Below are 26,158 nucleotides of genomic sequence, written 5' to 3' on the forward strand. Positions count from 1 at the left end.
TCAAACAGGGCGGATGGCGTCGGCCGGATCCCGGCCCGACGCCGCCGCCAGGGCCGCCTCGATGCTGCCCGCCTCGGCCACCTCAGTGAGCGTCCAGGTGGTCGGTGGCAGCATCGTGAAGCGGCCGTCCGCGGCCTCGGCCGGCGCGCACCAGACCGTGTCGTCGGCCTCGCCGCCGACGTCCCTCGTGACCTGCCCCTCGGGCAGCGCGGCGAGGAAGAAGTAGGTGTCGAAGCGCCGCGGCTCGAACTCCGGCGTGATCCAGCGCGACCACGGCACCAGCAGGTCGGAGCGCAGCACCAGGCCGTTGCGGGTCAGGAACTCGGCGAAGCCGAGCTCCCGGGCGATCAGCGCCAGCCTGGCCCGCTCCCAGTCGGGGCCGCTGACGTCACCGACGACGGTGTCCACGTCGGCGCCGGCCAGCAGCACCCCCGACTCCTCGAACACCTCCCGGACCGCCGCGCAGACCACCGACCGCGCCACGGACTCCTCCAGCCGCAGCCGGGCCGCCCACTGCGCCGGCGACGGCCCCGCCCAGTCGGGCTGGACGGCCGCGTCCCGCGGGTCGACGCCCCCGCCGGGGAAGACGTACATCGAGGCGGCGAACGCCATCGTGGGGACCCGGCGCAACAGGTACACCTCGAAGGGCTCCCGCAGCAGCACGACGGTGCTGGCAAGGCGGGGCTCCACCGGTACACCACCTTCCGCGGCGAATCGGCGGGCCTGCTCGGCCAGGGCGGGCGGCAGACGGAACTCGACCATCAGCCCACCTTATGGCGTGGCTTCGTGACCGGAGCGGCCGTGGGTGCGGCGGCGCTCCTTCATCTCGGCCTCGAAGAGGTGCCGGCGGCCCTGGGCCAGGTCGTCCCGGGCGGTCCGGTCGAGCTCCTTGAACAGGGCGTAGTAGCCGTCGTCGAACTCCTCGACGAGCTGAAACGTCCAGCGGCCGGCGATCACGTTGCGGCCCACGAGCTCGGTCTGGATGCGCTCGGCGAGCTTGGCGTGGCCCGCGTCGCGGAAGCGCTGGACCACCTCGTCGAGCATCAGGTCGGCGTGACCGACGAGCTGATGCAGGTCGTAGAGGCGGCCACGGGCCCGTTCCACGGTCTCCAGCGCCTCGCTCAGCTTGCCCAGCGCCTCGACGGTGGCCTCCGAAACCCCGTCCGGCCTGCGGTGTTGCGCGTCAGATCCCACCCGCGTCGGGTACCCCGCGCGGCACTAGATTGAACGTCATGGCCGACCGCATTCGCTGGGGCATCCTGTCCACCGGCAGCATCGCGAGCACGTTCGTCGACGACCTGCGCCTGCTGCCGGACGCCGCGGTCACGGCCGTCGGCTCCCGCACCGCCGCGAGCGCCGAGCGGTTCGCGGCGAAGCACGGCATCCCGCGGGCGCACGGCTCGTGGCAGGCGCTGGTCGAGGACCCGGAGGTCGACGCGATCTACGTGGCGACCCCGCACACGGCGCACTTCGACGCGACGATGCTGTCCCTGGCCGCGGGCAAGGCGACGCTGACGGAGAAGCCGTTCACGCTCGACGTCGCGTCCTCGGAGGTCCTCGTGGACACCGCCCGCGCCGGCGGCGTGTTCCTCATGGAGGCGATGTGGACGCGCTGCATCCCGGCGGTCCGGCGGATGGTCGAGCTCGTCCAGGGCGGCGCGATCGGTGAGCCGACCGCCGTGCACGCGGACTTCGGCATGCAAGTGCCCCGGGACGAGTCGCACCGGCTGTGGTCGCGGACCCTCGGCGGCGGCGCGCTCTATGACGTCGGGATCTACCCGGTGACGTTCGCGCACCTGTTCCTCGGCGTGCCGTCCAGCGTGCACGCGTGGGCGCGGATGACCGACGGCGGCGTCGACCAGAACACCGGCATGCTGTTCGGCTACGACTCGGGCGCGGTCGCGGCGCTGACCTGCGGGCTGGTCGGCGACACCGCGCGCCGGGCGACGATCACCGGCACGACCGGGCGGATCGAGGTCGCCCGCGACTTCTTCCACCCGCAGGGGTTCACCGTGTGGCACGGCGACGAGGCGGAGCGGGTCGACCTGCCGTTCGAGGGTGCCGGCTACCACTTCGAGGCCGCCGAGGTGCACCGCTGCCTGCGTGAGGGGCGCACCGAGAGCCCGCTGGTCCCCCTTGCCGAAACGCTGGAGATTTTGACCGTTCTGGATGTTGTACGGGTAAAGGTCGGTCTTGACTACCTGGGCTGACGGGACCACCTGATCGTTCCCGCTTGGCTACCCTGCGCGATATGGCGAAGGAGATCCGGGCCGATCCCGGCGCGCTGAGCGACCTGGCGGATGCCAACCTGGCCGCGGCCGAGCGCCTCGGCGACCACTTCCGCACCGGCTACCGGCACCTGCCGGTGCCCGTGTCGGTCTTCGGTACCCTCGGCGGCGCCGCCGCGGTCCACGGCACCTGCACGCTGGTGCTGCAGGACGTGCAGGCCGCGGTCACGGAGCTGGTCGCGGTCCTGGAGGGCGACGCCGAGCGGCTGCTGCGCACCGCGTTCGCGTATCGCGAGGCCGACCGGCATGCCGACCTGCGCATGGGCGGCTCCCGGGGAGCGTCGGCATGACCACGGCCGCGACGGTGGAGGCGGTCACGGTCGGCGACCTGTGGCGGCTGGAGGCACGGCCGGACCGGCTCGACGCGGCGGCCGGGGTGTGGCGGGCGACCGGTCAGGACGCCGCCGCGGCCCGCGCGCTGCTGGACACGGCGGCCCGGCCGGTGACCGGCGCGGCGTGGACCGGCGACGCCGCCGAGAGCTACCAGTGGCACCGCGGCCGGCTGGGCCGCGACCTGGACACGGTGGCCCGGCTCGCCCCGGCCACCGCGGCGCGGCTCGAGGCGATGGCCGCGCTGCTGCGCCGGGGCCAGGACCTGCTCGACGACGGCTGGCGGCGGATCGCGGCGCTGGTCGCGCACCGGCGGACCGGCGGCGGCGTCGCGTTCAGCCCGGCGGACCAGGCCCAGGCCGACGCGGTGGCGCACGCCGTCGCCGACGCGACCGCCATCCGGTCGGAGGTCGCGCAGGCCCTGGCCGGGCACGACGCCGCGTTGCGCGCCGCCCGGCCGGAGTGGGCCGCGATCGGGACCGGCTGGAGCGAGATCGCGGCCGGTCGGGTGGAAGGCTGGCAGGCCGCCGCCGAGCCCGGCGCCGGCAGCGGTGCCGACGTGATCGTGGCCGGCAGCGTCGTGGTCAACGCCGGCGGGGCCGACAACGTCGTGACCGTGCGCACCGACCCGGACGGCAGCCGGCTCGTGCTGGTCGACGGCGTGCCCGTCCGGGTGCCCGCGGGTGCCCGGCTGGTGGTCCGGACCGGCGCCGGCAACGACACCGTCCGGGTGGAGGGCGCCGGTGCGGTCACCGTGCTCGGCGGCGCGGGCGACGACACCCTCGACGGCGGTGCCGGCGACGACACGCTGCTGGCCGGCGCGGGTGCCGACACCGTGCGCGGCGGCGCCGGCAACGACCTGGTGAGCCTCGGGCCGTGGCGTGGCAACCAGCCGGGGGCCGAGACCGCGGTGCTCGGCGCCGGCGACGACCGCCTCTGGGGCAGCGCCGGGATGGACCGCACCGACGGCGGTGAGGGCGACGACCTGCTGTTCGGCGGGGACGGCGACGACGTGATCAGCGCCGGCGGCGGCGCGGACACCGTCGACGGCGGCACCGGTGAGGACCGGCTGGCCGGCAACGGCGGCGGCGACACGCTGTTCGGCGGGGACGCGGGCGACCATCTCGACGGCGGCGCGGGCGACGACTACCTGGACGGCGGTGAGGGCGGCGACGTGCTCTACGGCCTGTCCGGCCGGGACACCCTGATCGGCGGCGAGGGCGGGGACTACCTGGAGGGCGGCACCGGCGAGGACACCCTCGACGGCGGCGCCGGCGGGGACGTCCTGTCCGGCGGCCGCGGCGACGACGTGCTGATCGGCGGGGCCGGCGACGACGTCGTCTACTCCGGGGCGGGCGCCGACGCCGTGCTCGGCGGCGAGGGCGACGACACGCTCTACGGCCAGGGCGAGGACACCGCCGCCGGGGTCGAGCGAATGGTCGCGGTCCCGTCCGCGGGCGGGCTGGACGGGTTCGTGCGCATCGAGGGCGACGCTGAGTTCGTCGAACGGGTCCAGGCCGACCTGGACCTGCTCAGCGCCTCACCGGACGGCCGGCAGATGCTCGCCGCCCTGCAGGCGACCGCCGTGCCGATCGTCATCCAGCCGGAGGCCGGCGACAACGGCCACGCCAGGCCGGGTCCGCGGCCCGTGGTGCTCTACAACCCGGCGTGGGGTGGTGTGACCGAGGGCCGCCCACCGGTGGTGACGCTGTTCCATGAGCTGGCGCACGTCTACGACTTCACCCACGGCACGGCCAACGGGCAGGCGTACAACGGCGCCAGCGGCCGCGACGTCGACGGCTACGGCAACCCGGTGGCCAACCTGGAACGGCAGGCGACCGGGCTGCCGATCGACGACGACGGCGACCCCGCGACCGCCAACCGGATCGACCCGCGGCACCCGGTGGAGGTCACCGAGAACGGGTTGCGCGCCGAGATGCGTTTGGCGCACCGGGACACGTACGGCGCCGGCTAGAACAGCGGCCGGGCGATCATGTAGGCGACGACGGCGATGGCGCCGGCGGCCGGGAAGGTCAGGACCCAGGCGATCAGGATGTTGCCGGCCACGTTCCACCGGACCGCGGAGAGCCGCTTGGTCGCGCCGACGCCCATGATCGCCGAGGTGATCGTGTGCGTCGTCGAGATCGGCACGCCGAGCCAGGAGGTGGTGAACAGCACACCCGAGGCGACGGTCTCGGCGGCGAAGCCCTGCGGCGGGTCGAGGTCGATGACCTTGCGGCCGAGGGTGCGGATGATGCGCCAGCCGCCGGAGTACGTGCCGAGCGCCAGCATCGTTGAGGAGGTCCAGAAGACCCACTCGGGGATGTGGGTGGTGTTGTCCTGGTAGCCGCCGGCGTACAGGGCCAGGACCACGATGCCCATGGTCTTCGCGGCGTCCTGCATGCCGTGGCCGACCGACATCGCGGCGGCGGAGACGGTCTGCGCGTAGCGGAAGCCCTTGTTGAGCTTGCGCGGGTTGCCGTTCCGGAAGATCCAGTAGATGGCGATCATGAACAGGCCGCCGAGCGTGAAGCCGACCAGCGGCGAGGCCACCATCGGGATGACGACCTTCTCCACGATGCCCGACCACAGCACGGTGGCACCTTCGACGTCGAAGAGCATCGCGCCGAGGGAGGCGCCCACCAGGCCACCGACCAGGGCGTGGGACGAGGACGACGGGATGCCGAAGTACCAGGTGATGAGGTTCCACGTGATGGCGCCGACGACACCGGCGAACACGATGCCGAGGCCGCTCATGCCGCTCGGCGGGTGGATGATGCCGCTGCCGACGGTCTTGGCGACCGCGCCACCGAGGTGCGCGCCGGCGAAGTTGCCGAGCGCGGCCATGATCAGCCCGGTGCGTGGGCTGAGCGCCCGGGTGGAGACGGAGGTCGCGATCGCGTTGGCCGCGTCGTGGAACCCGTTGGTGTAGTCGAACACCAGCGCCACGAGGATGACCGCCAGCACGGCGACGAGCTGCGCGCTGATGTCACGACTCCTTGACGACGATGGTCTCGACCGTGTTGGCCACGTGTTCGAAGGCGTCGCAGGCGGCCTCGAGCTCGTCGACGACCTCCTTCATCTTGAGCACCGTCAGCGCGTCGTACTCACCGGAGAAGAGCCGCACGAGCAGCATGCGGTAGGCGTTGTCGCCCTCGTTCTCCAGGCGGTTGCACTCGACCCAGTACTCCTCGAGGTTCTTCATGGTCTTCAGCCGCGGCATCGCCTCGGCGGTGACCCGGGCCTGCTGGTCGAGGACCTTGACGATCTCGTGCAGCTCACGGGGCAACGACGGCAGCTTGGTGAGGCCGTACAGGTACAGCAGGCTGCCGACCGCCTCGAGGTGGTCCATCACGTCGTCGAGCAGCGAGCCGAGCCGGTAGATGTCCTCCCGGTCGAACGGCGTGATGAAGCTGGAGTTGATCTTCTTGTACAGCTGGTGCGTGATGGCGTCGCTGTCGTGCTCGACCTCGACCAGGCGCTCGCTGACGGTCTGCACGTCGACGCCCGGAAGCGCCAGCTCGGAGAGCAGCTCCGTGCCGATCACCAGGTTCTTCGCCGCACGGGTGAAGAACTCGTAGAACGAATCGTCGCTGGGACGCAGCCTCAAACGCACAGCCTGACCTCGAGACGTGAACGAAAATCCGCGAGTAACCGGTTGGTCCTCGGCGGGAATGCTAGATCCCGTTGCTGAGCCCGGCAGAACCGCAGTCCACAACCCATGTGTAGTTCATGTGCCGTTCACCTGAAATTCATCAATAACGGCCACGCGGCGTGGTTCCGCCCGGTGCTTCCGCCCCTTGTTCGACGGTCTCCGGAGGAACCGGCCCAACGGGCCGCGGTGCCGGCTCGCGATCAGGTCGACGCCCGCGGCGCGGAGCTCCTGCCAGAACGCCGTGCGCACCGCTCGCGGGTCCTCGGGGACGTCGACGAACCGGACGCGCCGCCCCCCGGCGTGCGCGGCGCCGATCAGGGAGCGCAGGATGTGCCGCGCCTCGGCGGGGAACTCGGGCCACTCCTCCCGCGGGTCCCAGCCGAGCCTGGCCCCGAGCGCCTCGGTGACCAGCGGCGCGACGGTGACCGGCAGGCCGCCCGGCTCCAGGTCGGCGAAGCGGCCCTCCAGGAACGCGAACCGCTCGTAGGCGCCGAGCAGGTCCGCGCGGGACCAGTACGGCCCGGTCAGCACCACCGTGATCGCGCCCGGCACGACCCGGCCGCCGAGGAACGTCGTCAGCAGCTGGGCGCGGGGGCGCAGCAGGAGGTCGAGGGCCTCGTACTCGGGCCTCGGACCCGGCGGCCACCCTCCCGCGGTGCCCGGGTCGGCGTGCACGAGCAGCAGGAACGGCTCGGCGCGGCGTGGGTGGACCCGGCCGAGCGGGCTGGCGTCGACCAGGGCGGCGAGCGGCTCCAGCACCGCATCCTCGAACGTCGGTGCCGGCTCACCGGGCGGCATCAGGCAGTCGAGTCGCAGGACCGGTGGCCGGGTGTCGTGGTCGAGGCGGACGGCGACCTCGACCCCCGCGAAGCCGGGCCGGACCGCCGCCGCGACGGGATCGGCCGGGCCGTCGACCGCGACGAGGAGGCCGTCGGCGAGGTACGGCCGGCCCCGCCGGGCCCGCGCCGCGGCCAGTGCACCCATCGCCGCGAGGCCCACCAGTCCGCTGGCGACCGTGGCCAGACCATTGCTCATCCCCAAATGGTATGTAACGTACATATCGCCCGGGCGGGAAACGCCCTGCCTGGATGGGCTTGAATGGGTGGCGTGGAGGACGGGTTCAGCGCGCACCGCGGGCATCTGTTCGGTGTGGCGTACCGGATGCTCGGCAGCCGCACCGACGCGGAGGACGTGGTGCAGGACACATGGCTGCGCTACGCGGGGGCGGACACCGCCGACGTCGCGGACCTGCGGGCCTGGCTGACCACGGTCACCGGGCGGCTCTGCCTCGACCACCTGCGGGCCGCGAAGGTGCGCCGGGAGGCCTACGTCGGGCCGTGGCTGCCCGCCCCGCTGGTCGAGCGGCTCCCCGACCCGGCGCAGGTCGACCCGGGCGAGCGGGTGTCGTTCCGCGACAGCGTCAGCACCGCGCTGCTGCTCGTCCTGGACGCGCTGACGCCCGAGCAGCGGGTCGCCTTCGTGCTGCACGACGTCTTCGCCGTGCCGTTCGCCGAGGTCGCGGCGACCCTCGGCACCACCGTCGAGAACGCCCGCCAGCTGGCGTCCCGTGGCCGCCGGGCGGTCGCCGACGGGGAGCACCGGCACACCACCGACCGGGCCAGACAGGAGCAGGTCCTCGCCGCCTTCACCGCGGCCGCGGCCGGTGGCGACCTCGACGCGTTGCTCAAGATCCTCGCCCCGGACGTGGTCGCCATCGGCGACGGCGGCGGTGCCGCGTCCGCGGCCAGGCACCCGATCGTCGGGGCCCTCGCGGTGGCGCGTTTCGTGCTCGGCATCTATCGGCGAGCGTCGCGGCAGGGGTACGGCGTGCGGATGGCCCTCGTGAACGGCGATCTCGGCCTAGTGGTGCGGATGGACGACAACTTCGCGGTCGCCGGCTTCGCGATCTCCCCTTCCGGGCTCATCACCGGCGTCTACAACCAACTGAACCCGGCGAAGCTGCCGTTATTGGACCAGCCCTAACCACTCGAGGTACTTCTGGCCGAACGGCTCCGTGCGCTGCGTCACGGCGCCGAAGAGCCAGTCGGCGCTGGCCTGCGCCTCGGCGATGACGTCGGCCGGGTAGGAGTACTTCACCTGATGCGCGGCGAACTCGTCCTCGTCGAGCAGCTCGATCGCACCCGTCCGCCGCCGCCGCACGTCCAGATCGAGGTCGATCATCGTGACCTCGGTCTCGTCGACCCAGTGCGGCACGGTCGTGATGTCGCAGTAGATCTCGGTGCGGTGCGGCGCGGCGTTGAAACACGCCGTCCACCACGCCTGCCGCGGGAAGAGCAGCACGTGCGGCGCCTCGACCGGGCCGGTGCGCTGCGGACCCCGGTGCACGATCGTGCCGCTGTCCGCGCCGACCCAGATGCCGTGGTCGTCCTCGCCGAGCAGCCTGGTCTCGTAGTTCCAGTGCAGCGATCCGTCGAACTTCCGGTAGACCACTTTTGGCATGCGCCCACAGTACTGATCGTGTTCCCGGCGGCGGGATTCTGTCGTACGGAGGCGGTAGCTTCTTGGCGTGACTGCCACACTTCCCACCTCGAAACTGCTGTCCGCCGCCGTCGGTGCGGTGCCCGGCGGCATGGAGCGTCCCGGCCAGCAGCAGATGGCCGACGCGATCGCCGACGCGGCGAGGCGGGAGGAGCACCTGCTCGTGCAGGCCGGCACCGGCACCGGCAAGTCACTGGCCTATCTGGTGCCGTCGCTGCTCGTCGACGGCCCCGTGGTGGTGTCCACGGCCACCCTCGCGCTGCAGTCCCAGCTCGTCGACCACGACCTGCCCAGGCTCGCCGACGCGGTCGAGCCGCTGCTGAAGCGCCGCCCGACCTTCGCCGTGCTCAAGGGCCGGCACCACTATGTCTGCCTGGCCCGCCTCGAAGGCACCTCCGTCGAGGAGCCCGACGACGCCCTCTTCGACGTCGGCGAGGCCAAGCCGACCCGCTGGCTCGGCGAGGCCGGCCGGCTCGGCAAGCACATCGAGCGCCTCCGCGACTGGGCGATGGAGACCGACACCGGCGACCGCGACGAGCTCGACCCCGGCGTCGACGACTCGGCCTGGAAGCTCGTCTCGATGCCCGCCCGCGAGTGCGTCGGCGCGGCCCGCTGCCCATATGGCGCGGAGTGCTTCGCCGAGGCGTCGCGGGCCCGCGCCCGCGAGGCCGACATCGTCGTCACCAACCACAGCCTCCTCGCCGTCGACATGCTCAGCGGCCGCATGATCATCCCGCCGCACAAGCTCCTCGTCGTCGACGAGGCACACGAGCTCGCCGACCGGGTCAGCTCCGCGTCGCAGGCCGAGCTCACGCCCGAGCTGCTGGAGCGGGCCGCCCGCCGCTGCCGCCCCTATGTCGACGATGACGTCGCCGACCGTCTCATGGAGGCCGGCGACACCCTCACCGTCGCGCTCGCCGACGCCCCCGCCGGCCGCGTCACCGACGGCCTGCCCCCGGTCCTCGGCGAGGCCCTCACCCTGCTCGACGGCGGCGGCCGTAAGGCCATCGACGCCATCGGCGAGGTCAAGGCCGACGACGCCGACCCGGTCCGCAAGCAACAGGCCAAGACGATGGTCGGCGACCTCACCAAGATCGCCCAGCGGATCCTCTCCGGCTCCGAGCACGACGTGACCTGGATCGAGCGCGACGACCGCGGCCGCCGCGCGGTGGTCATCGCCCCGCTGTCCGTCGCCGGCACCCTCAACACCCACCTGTTCCACGAGCGCACCGTCGTCGCCACGTCGGCGACCCTGGCCCTCGGCGGCCAGTTCGACACCGTGGCCCGTTCCCTTGGCCTGCCCGTCACCACCCCGTCGCCCGCGCTCGCCACCGGCGCCTCACCGGCCGAGGCCGCCCGCGACGCGGTCCTGCGCGCCTCCGCCGCCCGCGACGACGCCGACCTCGCGTGGAGCTCCCTCGACGTCGGCTCCCCCTTCGACTATGCCAAGCAGGGCATCCTCTACGTCGCCGCGCACCTGCCCCGCCCACAGACCTCGGGCCTGTCCGACCCCGCGGCCACCGAGCTGGTCGAGCTCGTCCAGGCCCTGGGCGGCCGCACCCTCGGCCTCTTCTCCTCCCGCAAGGCCGCCGAACGCGCCGCCGAGGTCCTGCGCGCCCGCGCCCCCGGCATCACGATCCTCCTGCAGGGCGAGGAGTCCCTCCCCATCCTCGTCCGCAAGTTCCGCGAGGACCGCAACAGCTGCCTGCTCGGCGTCATGTCCCTCTGGCAGGGCGTCGACGTCCCCGGCGACGCCTGCCAGCTCGTCGTCATCGACCGCCTCCCCTTCCCCCGCCCCGACGAGCCCCTCGCCGCCGCCCGCTCCGCCGCCGTCGACTCCTCCGGCGGCTCAGGCTTCGCCGCGGTGAGCGTGCCGATCGCGGCGGTCCGCCTGGCCCAGGGCGTGGGCCGCCTGATCCGCGCCCGCACCGACAAGGGCGTCGTGGCCGTCCTGGACTCCCGCCTGGAGACCGCCCGCGGCTACGGCCCCTATCTGCGGGCCTCACTCCCCCCGTTCTGGTACACGACCAAGCCGGACCTGGTCCGCGGCGCGCTCCGCCGCCTGGCCGACTCGTAACCCGACCGGCTTTCGTCGTCGCGATCCGGAAGCCTTGTGGTCGTGCGGGAGCGTTGGTGCGGATCGACATCGTGGGCGGTCGGTGCGCGGTTGGGGGCCGCCCAGTGCTCCCCGCCGTCCGAGCTCGCCTGACCCTGCGCCGTCGAGGGCATCATTCGGTGCTCAAACACCGATCACGTCCACGAGCCCGTCGAGCAGGACCCGCATCGCCTCAGGACGAAGACCATCAATCGGTGGACCGGGGGTGTGCCGGCGCCGAAACAGCGATCTCCCGTCGCCGCTCATGATCGGTCGCCGCTCGAGATCGAAGGAGTGCCGTGGTCGTCCACGCGACCACCCGACGCCTTCGATCAAGCGACCAAGATCGCTAGGCCTCGGTGCGGGGCCGGCCAGCGCCCCGATCCGGGCTATTTGTCGAAGTTCTCGAAGCTGGTGACAACCGAGCGTGCCGGACCAATGCGCAAGCCACCGGCGACGTCAGTCCACGACAGGGTCGCGTCCAGTGGCGTGGTGTACGGCCCTCGACCTGGCCGCGGCTTCGAGCGGACGTGGCCCGCGACAGACTCGCGGACGGCACGAAGTGTTCCGGCTCATGGTGGAAGGCCGGGTCGCGGCGCGCCACAGGCCGGCGCGGCTGCCCGTGGTTCCGCGCGGCCGCGGGACAGGGCGGCGCGGTTGCCGTCCGTGTCGTCCTGCGGTGAGGTCCCCGCGTCCGGACCCGCATGGTCCGGCGGCGTCGTTCGGCTTGTCGCCACCAACCGCTGGGACGCGCGGCGAACCTGCCGAAGGTGTCAGTCGGCGGAGATGATGACGGAGTCGGGTGGGGGTTCGTGACGGTGTTGGACCAGGTGGCGGATGCCGGTGTTCAGGACCGCGACCAGCGGCACGGCCACCAGGGCGCCGATGATGCCGGCCAGGACCACGCCCGTTGAGATCGCCACGATCACGGCGAGCGGGTGCACGGAGACGGCGCGGCCCATGATCAGGGGCTGCAGGACGTGGCCCTCGAGCTGTTGGACGGCGATGACGCCGATGAGGACGACCAGGGCGCTGATCGGGCCCTCGTCGACGAGGGCGACCAGGACGGCGACGGCACCGGAGACGGTGGCGCCGATGATGGGGACGAAGGCGGCCAGGAAGACCATGGTGGCCAGGGGGAACCAGAAGTCGACGTTGATGATGAGCAGCAGCAGGCCGATGCCGAGGGCGTCGATGAAGGCGACGAGCACCGTCGCGCGGACGTAGGCGACCAGGGTGCGCCAGGCGGCCTCGCCGGCGCGGCGGATGGGGTCGCGGGCCGGGGTCGGCAGGACGCCGGTGAGGAAGAGCCAGATGCGGTGGCCGTCGCGCATGAAGAAAAACGTGACGAAGAGCACCAGGAGCAGCAGCGCGAAGAACTCGATGGTGGCGGTGGCGGTGGAGACGGCGCTGTCGGTGAGGCTGCCGCGGTTGTCGTTGAGCCAGTTCGTGGCGGCGTCGAAGGTGGCGTCCAGCTGGCTGCCGTTCAGGTGCAGGGGGCCGGTGGTGAGCCAGTCCTGGATCTGGTTGACGCCGTCGGAGGCCTTGTCGGCGAGGGCCGGAAAGCCGTCGACGAACTCGGTGATGACGAGGGTGAGGACGCCCGCGACGGCGGCGAGGCCGGTGATGAGGACCAGGAACGCGGCCAGGGAAGGTGGCAGTTTCACCCGGCGGCGCAGGAAGCCCATCATGGGCGCGAGCAGGGCGGACAGCAGCAGCGCGATGCTCAGCGGGATGAGGACGGTCCGGAGCCGGCTGACGAGCCACAGCAGGACGGCGAGCGCGGCGACGAGGACCAGCAGGCGCCACGACCAGGCGGCCGTCAGGCGCAGGCCGCGCGGGATCTCGGCGTCGTCGCGGCTCATCGTCGACGGATGACCGGGATCGAGGACCGGCGGTGGCGGCTCCACCACTGGCTCCTCCTCGACCGCGGCGGCGGCCTCGCGTTCCAGACGGGCCTTCTCGAGTCGTTCGTCGTATGCCCGCCGGAGGTTGGCGCGTACCTGATCGAACCGGCCCACGGAACCCCCTTGATGACGCGAGCGGAGACTTCACCGTAGTCCGGGTCCCGCGGCGATCGCACGCACCCAGGCGGTAGCGTCGCAACCGTGACAGCCCAGCCAGCCGCCGGTTACCCGGCGGCCACCACCCCGCCCGTCGTGTCCGACGTGGACGGGGGCCTGCCGATCCGGTTGCTGCACGACCGGGTTCTCGTCCGACTCGAAGGGGCCGAGGGCGAGCGCCGGCACGCGTCCGGCATCGTCATCCCGGCGACGGCGTCGGTGGGGCGGCGCCTGTCGTGGGCCACGGCCGTCGGAGTGGGGCCCAACGTGCGTTCGATCGTGTCCGGTGACCGGGTGCTGTTCGACCCGGAGGACCGCTCCGAGGTGGAGCTGCAGGGCCGCGACTACGTGCTGCTGCGCGAGCGTGACGTGCACGCCGTCGCGGCCCGGCGGGTCGAGCCCGACTCGACCGGTCTCTACCTGTAGGGGTACGGGTAGCCCGCGTACATCGGGACGGGCGGCGGGGGCGGCGGCACGACCACCGGCACCGGCACGACCGGGGTCGGCGGGGCGGCGAGGACGCGGACCATCCCGTCGGGGAACGTGATGTGGTAGCGGCTGCCGTCCCACACCGCGAGCGGTGCCTGCGGATCGCGGCCGATGAAGACCTGGCGATACGCGGCGAGCGCGGTGAGCAGGTGCCGCTCCTCGGCGAGGGCCTCCATCCGGCGGGACGGCGTGTTGTCCAGGCCGCGGTACAGGCCGTCGCGGAGCAGGGCGAGCTTCGTCGCGTCGAACTGGAACGCCCGCATGGCCTTGGCGCCGGGGTCGCCGGCGACCCGCCGGGCCCACCGGCGGGCGGACAGCCGCCGGCCGAGGGTGCCCAGGGCGGCCACCTCCGGCGGGGAGAACCAGCCGGCCCGCGCATACTCGGTGAGCATCCGCTCGGTGAGTTTGCCCTCGTTGGAACGCTGCCACAGGGCGAAGCCGACCATGCACAGGAAGATCGGCATCATGACGGCGAAGTACCCGTACAGCAGCACCCAGGGGGTTGCGGACGCGACGACCGACATGAGGTTCCACGAGCCGTGCAGCAGCATGGCGAGCAGCACGCCGGCGATCGGGGCGAGCCACCGGACCGACTTCGTCGAGCTGCGCGACGCGATGCCGAGCCCGATGCCGGTCATCGAGGTGAACAGCGGGTGTGCGAAGCCGGTCATGAGGATGCGCACGACGAAGATGCCGACGAGGGCGACCGCGCCGCTCACCGGGCCGTCGGACTCGGCGTTGTCGGCGTAGCCCTTGATCCCCAGGTACAGGATGTTCTCGACCATCGCGAAGCCGGTCGCGGACAGTCCGCAGTAGACGATGCCGTCGATCAGGCCGGAGAACGCCCGCGGCCGGCGCCAGAACAGCAGCACCGGCCCGAGCGCCTTCATGCTTTCCTCGATCAGGGGCGCCACCAGTACCGCGACGATCGAGTCGGACAGACCCAGCCGGTCGGCGAGCAGTGCGCCGCCGGTGTTGACCGCCAGCGCGACGGCCGTCGCCACGCAGGCGCCCCAGCCGAAGACGAAGACCAGATATCTGACCGGCTCCGGCTCGTACCGGTCCAGCCAGAGGAAGCACGACACGAGCACCGGCACGGGGATGATCGCGGCGCTGACGCCGATGACGAGGGCGGTCCAGCCGCCGCTGAACCCGAGGAACGCCAGCATCGCCACCCCGCAGGCCGCGATGCAGCTGCTGACCCCGATGAGGGTCCAGAGGCGGCGGCGGTCGGAGCGCTTGGCGGGCGGCGCGGCGGCCAGGGCGAGGGCCGCGGTGGGATAGCGCTGCTCGCCGGTGTCGGGCGCGGCGTCCTCGGTCACGTTGGGCACGACGTCCGGGGCGGCCGCGTTCCAGTCGGGCTCCCCGGACGGGGGCTTGCCGAACGCCACCTGATAACCGGGGGAAACCTCGGGCGATCCCGCCAGCGGCGCCGCCCACGGTGACCGCTGCGGAAACGCCCCGTCACCGGGCGGAGGCGCGGAGCGCTCGTCGTGCCTGTTGGGCTCCGATGGCGTCCCACTCGGCGGGAGTTCGGTCATGGACCAACCTTATCCGCGCTACGGTGAGCGCAGGTCATGAGTGCCAGCGCACAGCCCCGGCTTGCTGGCCGGCAACCCTCGCGTTCGCGGCGGGGTGCCCCGGGTGATGACACGGCTCGGCACGCGGTGTGCCCGGGCAAGCGCGAGCGGAGGACTCTGCCATGTCCACGATCCTGTCCCCCGGTGACGTGAAGCTGCGCGACGGCCGCAGTGTCGACTTCGCCAATCTCGACGTCGCCGCGACCGCCCCGTGCCTGCGGGTCGTCGCCGACGCGGTCGCCGAGCTGCTGCCGTTCTACGGCAGCGTCCACCGTGGCGCCGGCGCGCTGTCGGAGCGGTGCACCCGCGAATACGAGCAGGCCAGGGAGACCGTCGCGGACTTCCTCGGCGCCCGGGACGGCGACACCGTCGTCTTCACCCGCAACACCACCGACGCGCTGAACCTCCTCGCCCGGGCGCTGCCCGAGGACACGACGGTGCTCACGTTCGACGCGGAGCACCACGCCAACCTGCTGCCGTGGCGGCGCACGGTGCACCTCGACGCGCCCCGCTCGCCGCAGGAGGCCGTGGCGGCGCTGGAGCGGGCGCTCAGCCGGCAGCGCTGCGGCCTGGTGAGCGTGACCGCGGCGAGCAACGTGACCGGTGAAGTGTGGCCGGTGGCCGCCCTCGCCGAGGTGGCGCACCGCTTCGGTGCCCGGATCGCGGTCGACGCGGCGCAGCTCGCCCCGCACGCCCCGGTCGACCTGGCGGCGCTGGGCGCGGACTATGTCGCGTTCTCCGGGCACAAGGTGTACGCACCGTTCGGCGCCGGTGTGCTCGCCGGCCGCGCGGACTGGCTGGACGCCGCCGAGCCGTACCTGGCGGGCGGCGGGGCCAGTGCCAGTGTGGGCAGTGACCTGGACGTCAACTGGACGACCGGGCCGGCGAGGCACGAGGCGGGCACGCCCAACCTGCTCGGCGCGGTCGCGATCGCCACCGCCTGCCGGGCGCTCGGCGACGCCGATCACGCCCACGAGCGGGCCCTGGTCACGCGGCTCCGGGACGGTCTGGCCGGCCTGTCGCACGTCGAGGAGCTGCGCCTCTTCGACGCGGACGCGGAGCGGGTCGGGATCGTGTCGTTCGCGGTGCTCGGCGAGGAGCCCGGCGAGCTGGCCACCCGTCTCGGCCGGGACCACGGCATCGGGGTGCGGACCGGGCTGTTCTGCGCGCACCCGCTGACCCGGCGGCTCCTCGCGGAGGCGACCGCCAGGCTCGACCCCGAGGCCCCCGCGCCGGGCCACGCGGTGCGGGCCAGCTTCGGCCTGGGCACCACCGAGGAGCACATCGACCGCCTGCTCACCGCCCTGCGACACGGCTGAGCAGCACATCGACCGCCCGCTCAACACCCTGCGACACGGCCGAGCAGCATGGACAACGCCGCTGCCAGCCCGGAGACCCGCGGCTGAGCAGCACGGGGAACCGGCCGGCTCAACGGCCCGCGATGCGGCCGAGCACCACGGAGGACGTGAGGTCGGCGATGGTCAACGTGCCCTCGTCGACCTCCTCCCAGGTCAACGGCGCCGACACGGTCGGCAGCGCGCCCGCGCGCAGCGAGTAGGGCGCCACCGTGGTCTTGAACGCGTTGTTCTGGCTCCAGTCGATGAAGACCTTGCCGGGCCGCAGCTGCCGGGCCATCCGCGCCACGATCAGGTCGGGCCGGCGGCGGGCGAGCTCGTCGGCGACGTCCTTCACGTACGCGCTGATCTCGTCGGCCGTCTCGTCCCCGGGCAGCTCCGCCACCAGCTGCATGCCCTTGCGCCCCGAGGTCTTCGGTTGGAGGTCCAGCCCGTCGTCGGCGAGCCGGTCCCGGACCAGCAGCGCGACCTCGAAACACGCCGGGAGCCCGGCCGGCGGACCCGGGTCGAGGTCGATGACCAGCAGGTCGGGGTTGAGCACGGCGCCGTCGGCGGAGACCCGCCACTGCGGGGTGTGCAGCTCCAGCGCGGCGAGGTTCGCCAGCCAGACCAGGGTGGCCAGCTCCTCGACCACGATGAAGTCGATGGTCTCGCGGCCGCGGCTGGAGCCTGGCACCGGCAGCCGGACGGTCCGGACCCAGTCGGGGGTGCCGGCCGGCGCGTTCTTCTCGAAGAAGCTGTTGCCGTCGACGCCGTTCGGGTAGCGGATGCGAGTCAGCGGCCGGCCGGCGAGGTGTGGCAGGAGGACCGGCGAGATGCGGGTGTAGTAGTCGATGACCTCGCCCTTGGTGAACCCGGCCTGCGGGTAGAGCACCTTGTCGAGGTTGGTCAGGTCGAGGTGCCGGCCCTCGACGTCGACGCGGATCTTGTCAGGCATCGTGCACGTCCGAGGGCGTCAGGTCCGGCCGGATGCGCAGGAACCGGGGGAAGCGCAGCCGCCCGTCGCGGGTGCGGTGGCTGAACTTCACCTCGACGACCAGCCGCGGCTCGACCCAGACCGCGCCGCGGGCGTCCTCCCGCGGCACGGTGCCGGCGAACGGCGACTGCGAGATCGACAGGTCCCGCAGCGCGTCGAGGAGCGCACGTTCGGCGGCGTTGGAGATCCCGCCGCCGACCCGGCCGCGAAACGTGAGGCCGCCGGCGACGGGGACACCGACCAGCAGGGCGCCGAGGGCGCGCTTGCCGGGCCGCCAGCCGCCGACGACGAACTCGCAGCTCTCCTCCAGTTTGACCTTCACCCAGTCAGGTGAGCGCAGGCCGGCCTGGTAGTGCGAGCCGACCCGCTTGGCGACGACGCCCTCCAGCGCGTTGTCGCGGCTGGCGGTCACGGTCGCCGGACCGTCGTCGAACGACGGCGGGATCACGGCCCGGGGCCCCAGCCGCAGTCCTTCGAGCACTTCGCGGCGGATGGTGTACGTCGAAGCCCGCACATCCCGGCCTGCGGCTCTCAGCACGTCGAACGCGAGATACGACACCGGCAGCGCGACGGCCAGGCGGGCCGCCCTGGCCGGCTCGCGCACGTGCATCCGCTCGGCGAGCAGCTGAAACGAGGGGCGCCCGGCCTCGTCCATGGTCACGACCTCACCGTCGAGGACGGTGTCGTCGAGGCCTTCGCCGATCCTGGCGAGCTCCGGGTAGGCGGCGGTCACCTCGACGCCGCTGCGCGCGTAGAGGCGGGTCGCGCCACCGCTGATGATCGCGATGGCTCGGATACCATCCCATTTGAACTCATACGCCCAGCCCGGCCCGGACGGTAGCGGGCCGGTCGAGGCGAGCATCGGTGCCGGCGGGCCGGTCCCCATCCCCTCACGATAGTTGGCCGCCGACTTCCTCGCGTGCGCCTCGATTCGATGCGATTCTGGTTGTCAGAGGTCAACACAGGTCAACACGGTGGGGAAAGGAACCCAATGCGCGCGATCTGGAAAGGCGCGGTCTCCTTCGGGCTCGTGTCGATCTCCGTCCGCCTGTACTCGGCGACGGAGGAGAAGGACATCCGCTTCCACCAGGTCCACCGCGACGACGGCGGCCGGATCAAGTACAAGCGGGTCTGTTCGATCGACGGCGAGGAGGTCAGCTACGACGACATCGCCAAGGGCTACGACCTGGGCGGCGGCGAGATGGTCATCCTCACCGACGACGACTTCGCGGACCTGCCACTGACCACGAGCCGGGCGATCGAGGTGCTGGAGTTCGTGCCGGCCGAGCAGGTCGACCCGATCCTCTACAACAAGGCGTACTACCTGGAGCCCGACAAGACCGCCGCGAAGCCGTACGCGCTGCTGCGCGACGCGCTCACGAACACGGAGCGGGTCGCGATCGTGAAGGTGGCGCTGCGGCAGCGGGAGCAGCTCGCCACGCTGCGGGTCCGCGAGGACGTGCTGGTCCTCAACACGATGCTCTGGCCGGACGAGATCCGCGCGGCGAAGTTCGACATCCTCGACGAGGACGTGTCGGCGCGCCCGGCGGAGCTGGCGATGGCCGGCTCGCTGATCGAGTCGATGGCCGCCGACTTCGACCCGATGACGTACACGGACAACTACCGCGAGGCGCTGCAGGAGGTCATCGACGCGAAGGTGGCCGGCCGGGAGGTCGTGCAGCCGGAGGAGACCGAGGAGGCGCCGGCCGCGGCGGTCGACCTGATGGCGGCGCTGCGCGCGTCGGTGGAGCGGGCCAAGGCCGCCCGCGGCGAGGCGACACCGGCCAAGAAGGCGACGGCGGCGGCGAAGCAGACCACCGCGGCGGCGGACGACGCCGAGGTGGTCGAGGCGACGCCGATCAAGCGCACCGCCGCCAAGAAGACCACGGCCGCGAAGAAGGCACCCGCCGCGAAGGCGGCGCCCGAGAAGAAGTCCACCCCCACGAAGGCGAGGAAGTCCGCCTGAGGTCTGTGCGCCTCAGTCCGTCGTGTGGGTGAAGTAGACCGTCGAGGACGCCTTGTCCAGCAGCAGCGTGGTCCCGTCGACCTTGAGCCAGTGCGGGTCGGCGGGGGCGAACGGGCGCAGGTCGTCCGGCACCTCCGGGGGCGTGGCCGCGGTGGTCGCCGGCAGCGCCCCGGCCCGCTCCGCGGTGATCACGGCGAAGCCGTCCATGACGTAGTCCATCGGCCCGATCTCCGGGCAGGACCGGGCCCTGGCCTCGTGCTCCTGCCAGTGCACCTGCTGGATCGGGGCGAGCTGCGGCCACATCTGCTCGATGCGGACCTTCTGGGTGACGACGGCGCCCTTCGTCGGCTTGTTCACGTCCTCGCACCCGGTGAGGCCCGGCACCCAGTCACGCAGTGCCAGGCCCACCCCACAGACGGCGAGCACGCAGGCGAGCACCGCGCCCGCGACGAGCAGCGCGATCTTCGCCGACCGGTTCACCCGTTGATCTGTACCACCTCGAGGCCGCCGTCCGCATAGCTGGCCCGGACGCGCTTCTTGTCGAACTTGCCGACGCTGGTCTTCGGCACCGCCTCGATGAACGACCAGCGCTCCGGCAGCTGCCACCTGGCCACCTTGTCGCCGAGGAACTCGCGCAGCGCCTCGGCGTCGGCCTTCGCGCCCTCCTTCAGCACGATCGTGGCGAGGGGACGTTCGCCCCACTTGTCATCCGGGACGCCCACGACACACGCCTCGAGCACGGCCGGATGGGCCATGAGCGCGTTCTCGAGGTCCACGGAACTGATCCACTCGCCGCCGGACTTGATCACGTCCTTGGCCCGGTCGGTGAGGGTGAGGAATCCGTTGGGCGAGAGGGTGCCGACGTCGCCGGTCCTCAGCCAGCCGTCCTCGAACTTCTCGGGGTCCGGGCCGTCCTCGCCGATGTACTGCGCGGTGATCCACGGACCCCGGACCTGCAGCTCCCCCACGGCCTTGCCGTCGTTGGGCATGACCTCGCCGGCGGGTCCGACGATCCGGCCCTCGACGCCGGCCGGGATGCGGCCCTGCGTGTACCGGTACGCCCATGCCTCAGGCCCTTCGACGCCGACCGGCTCGCGGGCGACGGAGCCCAGCGGCGACATCTCCGTCATGCCCCAGGCGTGGATGACCTCGATGCCGTGCCGCTCGGAGAACGCGTGCATCAGCGCCGGCGGGCAGGCGGACCCGCCGATCACGACCTCCTTCAGCGAGGACGTGTCGGTCGGGTTGGCGTCCAGGTACGCCAGGAGGTCCGTGAAGATCGTCGGCACGGCGCCGGCGAACGTCGGCTTCTCCGCCGCGATCATCTGGGCGAGCGGCGCGGCCTGCAGGAACCGGTCCGGCATGATCAGCGAGGCGCCGCTCATCAGCGCCGCGTAGGGCAGGCCCCACGCCATCGCGTGGAACATCGGCACGATGCACAGGTCGCGGACCTTGGGCCCGAGGCCGAAGCTCTCCGCCATGCAGACCTCCATCGAGTGGAGGTAGATGGAGCGGTGGGAGTAGGCGACGCCCTTCGGGTTGCCGGTCGTGCCACTGGTGTAGCAGAGGGCCGCGGCGTCGTTCTCGTCCACGGCGGGCCAGTCGTACCGGTCGGATCTCCCCGCCAGCAGGGCGTCCCAGCGGTGCACGTCGACGCCGTCCTTCTGCAGCTTCGACACGTCGCCGTCGCCGACGACCACGATGTGGCGGATCGTGCTCAGGTGCGGCAGGACGCCGGCGAGCAGCGGGATCAGCGTCGAGTCGACGATGACGACCCGGTCCTCCGCGTGGTTGGCGATGTAGATCAGCTGCTCCGGGAAGAGCCGCAGGTTGAGCGTGTGCAGCACGGCACCCATGCTCGGCACGGCCAGGTACGCGATCAGGTGCTCGGCGTTGTTCCACATCAGCGTGCCGACGCGCTCGTCGCCGGTGACGCCGAGGTCGTCGCGGAGGGCGTGGGCGAGACGGGCGGCCTGGCGGCCCACCTCGGCGTATGACGTATGTCTTGCACCAGCCTCGGCGCCGGTCCAGGTGACGACCTCCGAGTCGCCGTGGACGGTGGCCCCGTGCTGCAGAATCCGGGAGATCAGCAGGGGTGTCTGCATCATCGTGCTGCGCATGCACTGCACGCTAATGTGCTGTGACTCACAAAGGAACCCCGGGGCTACTGGTGAGTAGCTCCGGGGTTCCTGGGTCTACCGTGAGCAGGCAGCACACCGAACCCAGCGCATCGACAAGGCCCACACCAACGGCAGGCTCGGCAACGTCGAGGCCTCCAGGTGAGCCTCGACGCCGACCGGGACAAGATCGTCTCCTCGAGCGGCAGCGCTCCGGGACGACCACCACAGCGCTGCTCGGCATTCCCCGAATCCGCGCCTCGTCCCCGTCAACACGTCCGTGACCAGCTGCCCCGGCCCATCCTCGTTGTTGCGGCAGTCGCTTTTAGACTTGAGCCGACATGACCGTTCTCGCGGAGTCGGCGCCGAAATGCCCCTTCAAATAGTTCCAAGATTTTTTGCCGGTACCCCGCTCTGACGACCTGGAGGAGTAGGAGCACCACTCCAGACACGAGGAGCACCATGGACAACAATGAGGCGGCCGCCGCCGAGAACCCCGACTCACTCACCCCGACTCAGGCGTTCCATCGAGCGCCGGCCGCGAACCCGAACCGGACAGATGTCCCGCTCGCGGCCATGTTCCCCCAGGCCACCGCGGTGACGTCGACCATGCCTCGCGTCGTGGTGTCGCCTCCGAAGGTCGTGGTCGTCCGGCGCCGTCAGCGGGTGCCATCTCGCAGCATTGCCTTCCGGGTGCATCGGCGGCTGATCGATCGCCGGTTCACTCGCAGCGCCCGCGAGGCCGTTGGGCGGGCTCGTCGCTCGCCGAGCCGCGAGTCGCGCCTTCGCGGCGCCTTCCTGGCCGGTTGGGCGGGATCGGCCGGAGGCATCCAGGGCGTCATCGCGAACGTGATGGCCCCCTTCCACAAGGTGTTGAGCCAGATCGCGGACATGGTCCGCCTGCCCCGGCTCGCATTGTTCGAGGAGATGCGGAAGACGCTCCAGAGTCTGGTTCGGGGCCCGATGTTCGAGGCGCTGCGTCGCATCCAGGAGCAGATCGCCGCATCCGCCTGGCCAACGTTCAGCGCCACCCAGCACATCCGGGACGCAGTGGCCGGCAGTTCGAACTGGCTCATGGGCGCATTCCGGCACACGCGCGACTGGGCCTCGGGCTTCATGACCTACCGGGCGAAACTGCGGCAGCAGATCAGCTCGATGGTCGGCTCTTGGAGTTGGAAGCTGCTTGACCTCGCCGAGATCATCCGGCCGATCACGGACAACTTCATGACGATCGTTCGCGACATCGGATGGCCTGGCTGGTCGGCGGCGACCAAGACGATCGTCGAGTTTGCAGTCCGCACGGTCTTCTGGGCGGCCGTCCGGGTCCGCAAGGCGATCATCCACGAGGAAAACAGCGAGGAGATCGTCCGGAAGTTCATGCTCGAGATCCTGGACCTTTTCCCGAAGGGCCAGCCGCACGTCGAGGCCGCAAAGGAGGCACTGCTCGAGGACGCCTGGTTGAAGGCTGAGCCAGAGAACGTGAAGAAGGTGCTGCTCAAGCGGATCAGGGAGCTGCACCGCAACCACCGGCTGATCGGCGACACCGAGCTTGGGCACCGCCGCATCGTGTCCCTGCACACGCCGCTGGGCCAGGCGGCCGGCGACAGCGACGTCGTCCTTACCCTGGCCGAAGCGCTCGCCGACCCGCTTTCCGTCGAGGACCTCGTGCTCAGCTTGCCCGAGTTCCGGGACCATCGCATCGACCGTGTCCTCGACAAACTCAAGCCCGGAGAGCGGGAAGTCGCTGACTTCTATGCAGATCACGACGGCATGACCTGGGATCTGGCCGCCGCAGCCGCCGGACAGCCGCCGGCCTTCGGCGAGCGCGTCCGCAGGAAGTTGGACCGGTTAGGCAAGGACTTCACCAGCCGACAGGTCGGTGAACTCCACGTCCCCACCACAACGGGGCCGAGGACCAGGCCGGCGTTCGGCTGAACTCGTCCCGCCTGCGACGGATGCTGCCGCCCGCGATCGTGAACGGTCGCGAGCGGCGCCCCAGACTCTTTCTCGCTCGTTCTCTCCGGAGGTTCTCCATGCCCGCGAAGGCGGACAGCTCCCGCACGCCCAAAAACCACAACGCGACCCCGAACAACCAGCCCAACCCGAGCATCGACCGCAAGATCAAAACTGCTGCCAGCGGCGGCTTCGGGACGCTGTTGGCCTCGTCGCTCACACAGGCGCTCGGCTTGGTCCCGCCCGGCCTCGAGACCGAGTTCCACGGCGGTATCGCCTTGGTCGCCGTGACCGGCCTGCTCTACTTGGCGCTGCCCCGCAAGGCGAAGATCACCCTGGAATGGGAGCGATGATTACAGAAGGTGGCTGACGCGCACAAGATCGGCCAGGCCGGAAAGCGAAGGCAGCCGCAGCGATTTCCATCTCGGCGGAGAAGGGAGTCGCTGCGGCTGTCTCGGCTTTCCGACTCGGCCGGGCAGGCGTCCGTCGCGGCTTAGAAGGCAGCCGCCTTGGCTTCCATCTCGGCGGCCGCGTCCTCCTCGGTCGCCGCCTCGGCCGGCCCGGTGCCGCCCTGCAGCGGCTTGTCCGGCAGCGCGAGCGTGATCACCGTGCCGACGAGCGCGACGATCCCCGCGGCGAGGAACACCGGGTGCAGCGCGTTGACGAACACGTGCTCGACCGCCTCGAGGACCTGCGGCGGCAGCTTGCGGACCTGCGCCGGCGAGTTGATCGACACGCCGGACATGTTGCCGGTCATCTGCTCGCTCAGCTTGCTGTTCATGAGCGCGCCGAGCGCCGCGACGCCGACCGAGCCACCCAGCGACCGGAAGAACGTGGCCGCGCTGGTGCCCGCGCCCATGTCCCGCAGGTCGAGCGCGTTCTGCACCGCGAGGATGAGCGGCTGCATCGCCATGCCGAGGCCGACACCGATCACGGTCATGTAGATGAACGCCTGCCACAGCGGCGTGTCGACCTGCAGCGTCGTGAACAGCAGCAGCCCGGCGCCCATGATCACGGTGCCCGCCACGGGGAACCACTTGTACCGGCCGATCTTGCTGATCGCCCGGCCGGCGAGGATCGAGGTCACGATGACACCCGCCATCATCGGCAGCATCAGCAGGCCGGAGCGGGTCGGCGAGGCGCCCTTGACGATCTGCAGGTACAGCGGCACGTAGATGATCGAGCCGAACATCGCGAAGCCCAGGATGAACGTCGCGGTGTTCGCCAGGGAGAACGTCGCCCGCTTGAACAGGCGCAGCGGCAGGATCGGCTCCTCGGCGCGCCCCTCGGCGACGATGAACAGCCCGGTCAGCACCGCACCCGCGACCAGCAGGCCGAGGATCTGGACGGAGCCCCAGGCGTACTCGTTGCCGCCCCACGACAGCGCGAGCAGCCAGGAGCTGACCGCCGCGACCATGAGCGTCGCGCCCAGGTAGTCGATCTTGTGGTCCCGGCGGGTGTGCGGGACGAGCCGCAGGACCCGGCTGCACACGTACAGCGCGAAAATGCCGAGCGGGACGTTGATGTAGAAGATCCAGCGCCAGTCCGTCTCGGCGAAGTAGCCACCGACGAGCGGTCCGGCCACCGAGGAGATACCGAACACCGCACCGAAGAGGCCCTGGTAACGGGCCCGCTCCCGCGGCGCCACCACGTCCGACACGATGGTGAACGCGAGCGTCATGAGACCACCGGCACCGATGCCCTGCAGGGCGCGCGTGGCGATGAGCTGGGTCATGTCCTGCGACATACCGGCCAGCAGCGAGCCGACCAGGAACGTCGAGATCGCGAACAACAGGACCGGGCGGCGGCCGTACAGGTCGCTGATCTTGCCGTACAGCGGGGTCGACGCGGTCGAGGCGAGCAGATAGGCCGTGACGACCCACGAGTAGTGGTCGAGTCCACCGAGTTCACCGACGATCGTCGGCAACGCGGTGCCCACGATGGTCTGGTCGAGCGCGGCGAGCAGCATCCCGGTCATGAGGCCACCCATCAACAGCATGATCTGCCGGTGGGCGAGTTGCGGCCGGGCCTGTTCCGGCGGCGCGACGGTGGTCATCGAGCGTCCCTTTCGGAGGTGGTTCCTGGCTGCCGTTCGGCACCTGGCAGCCTTTCGGCAAGCGATTGGTTGAGTTGCGTGAAGAGGGCCGCAAAGATCTGACGTTCCTCGGGGGTCCACCCGGCGAGCAGCTCCTGCCACGTGGCGATCCAGCGGGCCCGGTTCTCCTCGAACACGTCCCGCCCCACGTCGGTGACCTCCACCAGGCTGGCCCGGCGGTCGGTCGGGTCCGTCGCCCGGCGCACCAGCCCCGCTGTCTCCAGCGCGCCCACCTGCCGGCTGACCGTGGAAAGGTCCAGCGCGACGTCGGTGGCGAGGGCCGACAACCGGAACGGGCCGTCAACCGCGATCCGGCTCAGCAGCATGTAGGCGGGGCGCTCCAGGCCACGGCCTGCGTCACTCCATTTGAGCGTGGCGAACAACCGCTCCGAGAGGCGGATGAACCGCCCCACTTGCCGCCCGATGGCGGCGTACTCGGTGTCGTCGTCCACAGCTCCCCGCTCCAGCGTCCCAGATACTTGCTTGCCACAAGCATCGGTTCCCGGGGCAGGGTTCACCAACCGAATTACGGGTGATGAGCATTACTGTCGTTTCGCCTCACACACGGCATACCCACGACCAGCCGTCCATGCGGCCGACCGTTGACTCGGCCGTTCGGCTACTCGCGGCCGTTCGGCTACTCGCGGCCGTTCGGCTACTCGCGGCCGTTCGGCTACTCGCGGCCGTCCGGCTACTC

At 71.5% G+C, this 26,158-nt stretch carries 24 protein-coding genes and 1 riboswitch; of the genes, 10 read left to right on the forward strand and 14 right to left on the reverse strand.

Annotated elements, in window-relative coordinates:
• On the reverse strand, positions 1-762 hold the full coding sequence (locus Dsi01nite_RS42650; protein WP_203852122.1) for an NUDIX hydrolase: 762 nt from the start codon (positions 760-762) through the stop codon (positions 1-3).
• Positions 763-771: 9 nt separating this feature from the next.
• The gene (locus Dsi01nite_RS42655) at positions 772-1,194 is read right to left on the reverse strand and encodes a hypothetical protein (RefSeq protein ID WP_203852123.1); all 423 of its coding nucleotides are present in this window, start codon (positions 1,192-1,194) and stop codon (positions 772-774) included.
• Between the two features lie 38 nt (positions 1,195-1,232).
• On the opposite strand from Dsi01nite_RS42655, the gene Dsi01nite_RS42660 reads away from it, so the two are divergent.
• From Dsi01nite_RS42660 to Dsi01nite_RS42670, 3 genes are read left to right on the forward strand one after another with little or no spacing between them, the layout of a single operon-like run.
• Entirely contained in the window at positions 1,233-2,210 is a 978-nt protein-coding gene (locus Dsi01nite_RS42660) for a Gfo/Idh/MocA family protein (RefSeq protein WP_203852124.1), read from the forward strand.
• A gap of 41 nt (positions 2,211-2,251) precedes the next feature.
• Positions 2,252-2,578 carry a hypothetical protein gene (locus Dsi01nite_RS42665; RefSeq protein ID WP_203852125.1) on the forward strand — a complete coding sequence of 109 codons (327 nt, stop codon included), beginning with the start codon at positions 2,252-2,254 and terminating at the stop codon, positions 2,576-2,578.
• Entirely contained in the window at positions 2,575-4,593 is a 2,019-nt protein-coding gene (locus tag Dsi01nite_RS42670) for a M91 family zinc metallopeptidase (RefSeq protein WP_203852126.1), read from the forward strand. The genes Dsi01nite_RS42665 and Dsi01nite_RS42670 overlap by 4 nt, the downstream gene beginning before the upstream one ends.
• Here Dsi01nite_RS42670 and Dsi01nite_RS42675 read toward each other — a convergent pair.
• The 3 genes from Dsi01nite_RS42675 to Dsi01nite_RS42685 all read right to left on the reverse strand — a co-directional run bounded on the left by Dsi01nite_RS42675 (position 4,590) and on the right by Dsi01nite_RS42685 (position 7,308).
• Complete coding sequence (locus Dsi01nite_RS42675; RefSeq protein WP_203852153.1) at positions 4,590-5,606, reverse strand: inorganic phosphate transporter; 1,017 nt, start codon at positions 5,604-5,606, stop codon at positions 4,590-4,592. The genes Dsi01nite_RS42670 and Dsi01nite_RS42675 overlap by 4 nt on opposite strands.
• 1 nt (position 5,607) lies before the next feature.
• Positions 5,608-6,234, reverse strand: a complete 627-nt coding sequence (locus Dsi01nite_RS42680; protein WP_203852127.1) for a DUF47 domain-containing protein — start codon at positions 6,232-6,234, stop codon at positions 5,608-5,610.
• A gap of 114 nt (positions 6,235-6,348) precedes the next feature.
• Complete coding sequence (locus Dsi01nite_RS42685; protein WP_203852128.1) at positions 6,349-7,308, reverse strand: PI-PLC domain-containing protein; 960 nt, start codon at positions 7,306-7,308, stop codon at positions 6,349-6,351.
• Positions 7,309-7,380: 72 nt separating this feature from the next.
• On the opposite strand from Dsi01nite_RS42685, the gene sigJ reads away from it, so the two are divergent.
• On the forward strand, positions 7,381-8,256 hold the full coding sequence (gene sigJ / locus Dsi01nite_RS42690) for an RNA polymerase sigma factor SigJ (protein ID WP_239136591.1): 876 nt from the start codon (positions 7,381-7,383) through the stop codon (positions 8,254-8,256).
• Here the strand turns inward: sigJ and Dsi01nite_RS42695 are convergent.
• Entirely contained in the window at positions 8,239-8,733 is a 495-nt protein-coding gene (locus Dsi01nite_RS42695; RefSeq protein ID WP_203852130.1) for a DUF402 domain-containing protein, read from the reverse strand. The two genes, sigJ and Dsi01nite_RS42695, sit on opposite strands and share 18 nt — an antisense overlap.
• 130 nt (positions 8,734-8,863) lie before the next feature.
• Here Dsi01nite_RS42695 and Dsi01nite_RS42700 point away from each other — a divergent pair, with 130 nt between their 5' ends.
• Positions 8,864-10,849, forward strand: coding sequence for an ATP-dependent DNA helicase (locus tag Dsi01nite_RS42700; protein ID WP_203852154.1), 1,986 nt, complete (start codon positions 8,864-8,866; stop codon positions 10,847-10,849).
• Positions 10,850-11,640: 791 nt separating this feature from the next.
• Here Dsi01nite_RS42700 and Dsi01nite_RS42705 read toward each other — a convergent pair.
• Positions 11,641-12,888: an AI-2E family transporter gene (locus Dsi01nite_RS42705; RefSeq protein WP_203852131.1), complete on the reverse strand. Its 1,248-nt coding sequence runs from the start codon at positions 12,886-12,888 to the stop codon at positions 11,641-11,643.
• Positions 12,889-13,026: 138 nt separating this feature from the next.
• On the opposite strand from Dsi01nite_RS42705, the gene Dsi01nite_RS42710 reads away from it, so the two are divergent.
• Positions 13,027-13,356 (forward strand): GroES family chaperonin, encoded by a 330-nt coding sequence (locus tag Dsi01nite_RS42710; protein ID WP_203852155.1) that lies wholly within the window; start codon positions 13,027-13,029, stop codon positions 13,354-13,356.
• Here the strand turns inward: Dsi01nite_RS42710 and Dsi01nite_RS42715 are convergent.
• Positions 13,347-14,960, reverse strand: coding sequence for a PrsW family intramembrane metalloprotease (locus Dsi01nite_RS42715; RefSeq protein ID WP_203852132.1), 1,614 nt, complete (start codon positions 14,958-14,960; stop codon positions 13,347-13,349). The two genes, Dsi01nite_RS42710 and Dsi01nite_RS42715, sit on opposite strands and share 10 nt — an antisense overlap.
• A 32-nt stretch (positions 14,961-14,992) precedes the next feature.
• Positions 14,993-15,109, forward strand: a riboswitch (SAM riboswitch).
• Between the two features lie 12 nt (positions 15,110-15,121).
• Here Dsi01nite_RS42715 and Dsi01nite_RS42720 point away from each other — a divergent pair.
• Complete coding sequence (locus Dsi01nite_RS42720) at positions 15,122-16,318, forward strand: aminotransferase class V-fold PLP-dependent enzyme (RefSeq protein WP_203852133.1); 1,197 nt, start codon at positions 15,122-15,124, stop codon at positions 16,316-16,318.
• 109 nt (positions 16,319-16,427) lie between these two features.
• Here Dsi01nite_RS42720 and ligD (Dsi01nite_RS42725) read toward each other — a convergent pair whose 3' ends face one another.
• Both ligD (Dsi01nite_RS42725) and ligD (Dsi01nite_RS42730) read right to left on the reverse strand, forming a co-directional pair.
• On the reverse strand, positions 16,428-17,291 hold the full coding sequence (ligD, locus tag Dsi01nite_RS42725) for a non-homologous end-joining DNA ligase (RefSeq protein ID WP_203852134.1): 864 nt from the start codon (positions 17,289-17,291) through the stop codon (positions 16,428-16,430).
• Entirely contained in the window at positions 17,284-18,216 is a 933-nt protein-coding gene (gene ligD, locus Dsi01nite_RS42730) for a non-homologous end-joining DNA ligase (protein ID WP_203852135.1), read from the reverse strand. Before ligD (Dsi01nite_RS42730) ends, ligD (Dsi01nite_RS42725) begins: the two co-directional genes overlap by 8 nt.
• Before the next feature lie 105 nt (positions 18,217-18,321).
• Here ligD (Dsi01nite_RS42730) and ku point away from each other — a divergent pair, with 105 nt between their 5' ends.
• On the forward strand, positions 18,322-19,296 hold the full coding sequence (gene ku, locus Dsi01nite_RS42735) for a non-homologous end joining protein Ku (RefSeq protein ID WP_203852136.1): 975 nt from the start codon (positions 18,322-18,324) through the stop codon (positions 19,294-19,296).
• A gap of 12 nt (positions 19,297-19,308) precedes the next feature.
• Here the strand turns inward: ku and Dsi01nite_RS42740 are convergent, their stop codons facing one another.
• Complete coding sequence (locus Dsi01nite_RS42740) at positions 19,309-19,776, reverse strand: hypothetical protein (protein ID WP_203852137.1); 468 nt, start codon at positions 19,774-19,776, stop codon at positions 19,309-19,311.
• Complete coding sequence (locus Dsi01nite_RS42745) at positions 19,773-21,416, reverse strand: fatty acid--CoA ligase (protein ID WP_239136592.1); 1,644 nt, start codon at positions 21,414-21,416, stop codon at positions 19,773-19,775. The genes Dsi01nite_RS42740 and Dsi01nite_RS42745 overlap by 4 nt, the downstream gene beginning before the upstream one ends.
• Before the next feature lie 459 nt (positions 21,417-21,875).
• Between Dsi01nite_RS42745 and Dsi01nite_RS42750 the strand changes: the two genes are divergently transcribed.
• Complete coding sequence (locus tag Dsi01nite_RS42750; RefSeq protein ID WP_203852138.1) at positions 21,876-23,348, forward strand: hypothetical protein; 1,473 nt, start codon at positions 21,876-21,878, stop codon at positions 23,346-23,348.
• A 98-nt stretch (positions 23,349-23,446) separates the two neighbouring features.
• Positions 23,447-23,719 (forward strand): hypothetical protein, encoded by a 273-nt coding sequence (locus Dsi01nite_RS42755; protein WP_203852139.1) that lies wholly within the window; start codon positions 23,447-23,449, stop codon positions 23,717-23,719.
• A 140-nt stretch (positions 23,720-23,859) separates the two neighbouring features.
• On the opposite strand, the gene Dsi01nite_RS42760 is transcribed toward Dsi01nite_RS42755, so the two are convergent.
• Positions 23,860-25,422 carry an MDR family MFS transporter gene (locus Dsi01nite_RS42760; protein WP_203852140.1) on the reverse strand — a complete coding sequence of 521 codons (1,563 nt, stop codon included), beginning with the start codon at positions 25,420-25,422 and terminating at the stop codon, positions 23,860-23,862.
• On the reverse strand, positions 25,419-25,913 hold the full coding sequence (locus tag Dsi01nite_RS42765) for a MarR family winged helix-turn-helix transcriptional regulator (RefSeq protein WP_203852141.1): 495 nt from the start codon (positions 25,911-25,913) through the stop codon (positions 25,419-25,421). The genes Dsi01nite_RS42760 and Dsi01nite_RS42765 overlap by 4 nt, the downstream gene beginning before the upstream one ends.
• Positions 25,914-26,158: the final 245 nt, after the last annotated feature.

The sequence above is a fragment of the Dactylosporangium siamense genome (assembly GCF_016862795.1).
Classification (GTDB): domain Bacteria; phylum Actinomycetota; class Actinomycetes; order Mycobacteriales; family Micromonosporaceae; genus Dactylosporangium; species Dactylosporangium siamense.

Bases quoted from the DNA above. Each gene is read 5' to 3' on its own strand.
- Dsi01nite_RS42760 (WP_203852140.1), bottom strand. From the start codon at position 25,422: ATGACCACCGTCGCGCCGCCGGAACAGGCCCGGCCGCAACTCGCCCAC.
- Dsi01nite_RS42660 (WP_203852124.1), top strand. From the start codon at position 1,233: ATGGCCGACCGCATTCGCTGGGGCATCCTGTCCACCGGCAGCATCGCG.
- ligD (WP_203852135.1), bottom strand. From the start codon at position 18,216: ATGGGGACCGGCCCGCCGGCACCGATGCTCGCCTCGACCGGCCCGCTA.
- Dsi01nite_RS42695 (WP_203852130.1), bottom strand. From the start codon at position 8,733: ATGCCAAAAGTGGTCTACCGGAAGTTCGACGGATCGCTGCACTGGAAC.
- Dsi01nite_RS42685 (WP_203852128.1), bottom strand. From the start codon at position 7,308: ATGAGCAATGGTCTGGCCACGGTCGCCAGCGGACTGGTGGGCCTCGCG.
- Dsi01nite_RS42715 (WP_203852132.1), bottom strand. From the start codon at position 14,960: ATGACCGAACTCCCGCCGAGTGGGACGCCATCGGAGCCCAACAGGCAC.
- Dsi01nite_RS42700 (WP_203852154.1), top strand. From the start codon at position 8,864: ATGGAGCGTCCCGGCCAGCAGCAGATGGCCGACGCGATCGCCGACGCG.
- Dsi01nite_RS42720 (WP_203852133.1), top strand. From the start codon at position 15,122: ATGTCCACGATCCTGTCCCCCGGTGACGTGAAGCTGCGCGACGGCCGC.
- ligD (WP_203852134.1), bottom strand. From the start codon at position 17,291: ATGCCTGACAAGATCCGCGTCGACGTCGAGGGCCGGCACCTCGACCTG.
- Dsi01nite_RS42665 (WP_203852125.1), top strand. From the start codon at position 2,252: ATGGCGAAGGAGATCCGGGCCGATCCCGGCGCGCTGAGCGACCTGGCG.
- Dsi01nite_RS42670 (WP_203852126.1), top strand. From the start codon at position 2,575: ATGACCACGGCCGCGACGGTGGAGGCGGTCACGGTCGGCGACCTGTGG.
- Dsi01nite_RS42750 (WP_203852138.1), top strand. From the start codon at position 21,876: ATGGACAACAATGAGGCGGCCGCCGCCGAGAACCCCGACTCACTCACC.
- Dsi01nite_RS42745 (WP_239136592.1), bottom strand. From the start codon at position 21,416: ATGCGCAGCACGATGATGCAGACACCCCTGCTGATCTCCCGGATTCTG.
- Dsi01nite_RS42650 (WP_203852122.1), bottom strand. From the start codon at position 762: ATGGTCGAGTTCCGTCTGCCGCCCGCCCTGGCCGAGCAGGCCCGCCGA.
- Dsi01nite_RS42755 (WP_203852139.1), top strand. From the start codon at position 23,447: ATGCCCGCGAAGGCGGACAGCTCCCGCACGCCCAAAAACCACAACGCG.
- ku (WP_203852136.1), top strand. From the start codon at position 18,322: ATGCGCGCGATCTGGAAAGGCGCGGTCTCCTTCGGGCTCGTGTCGATC.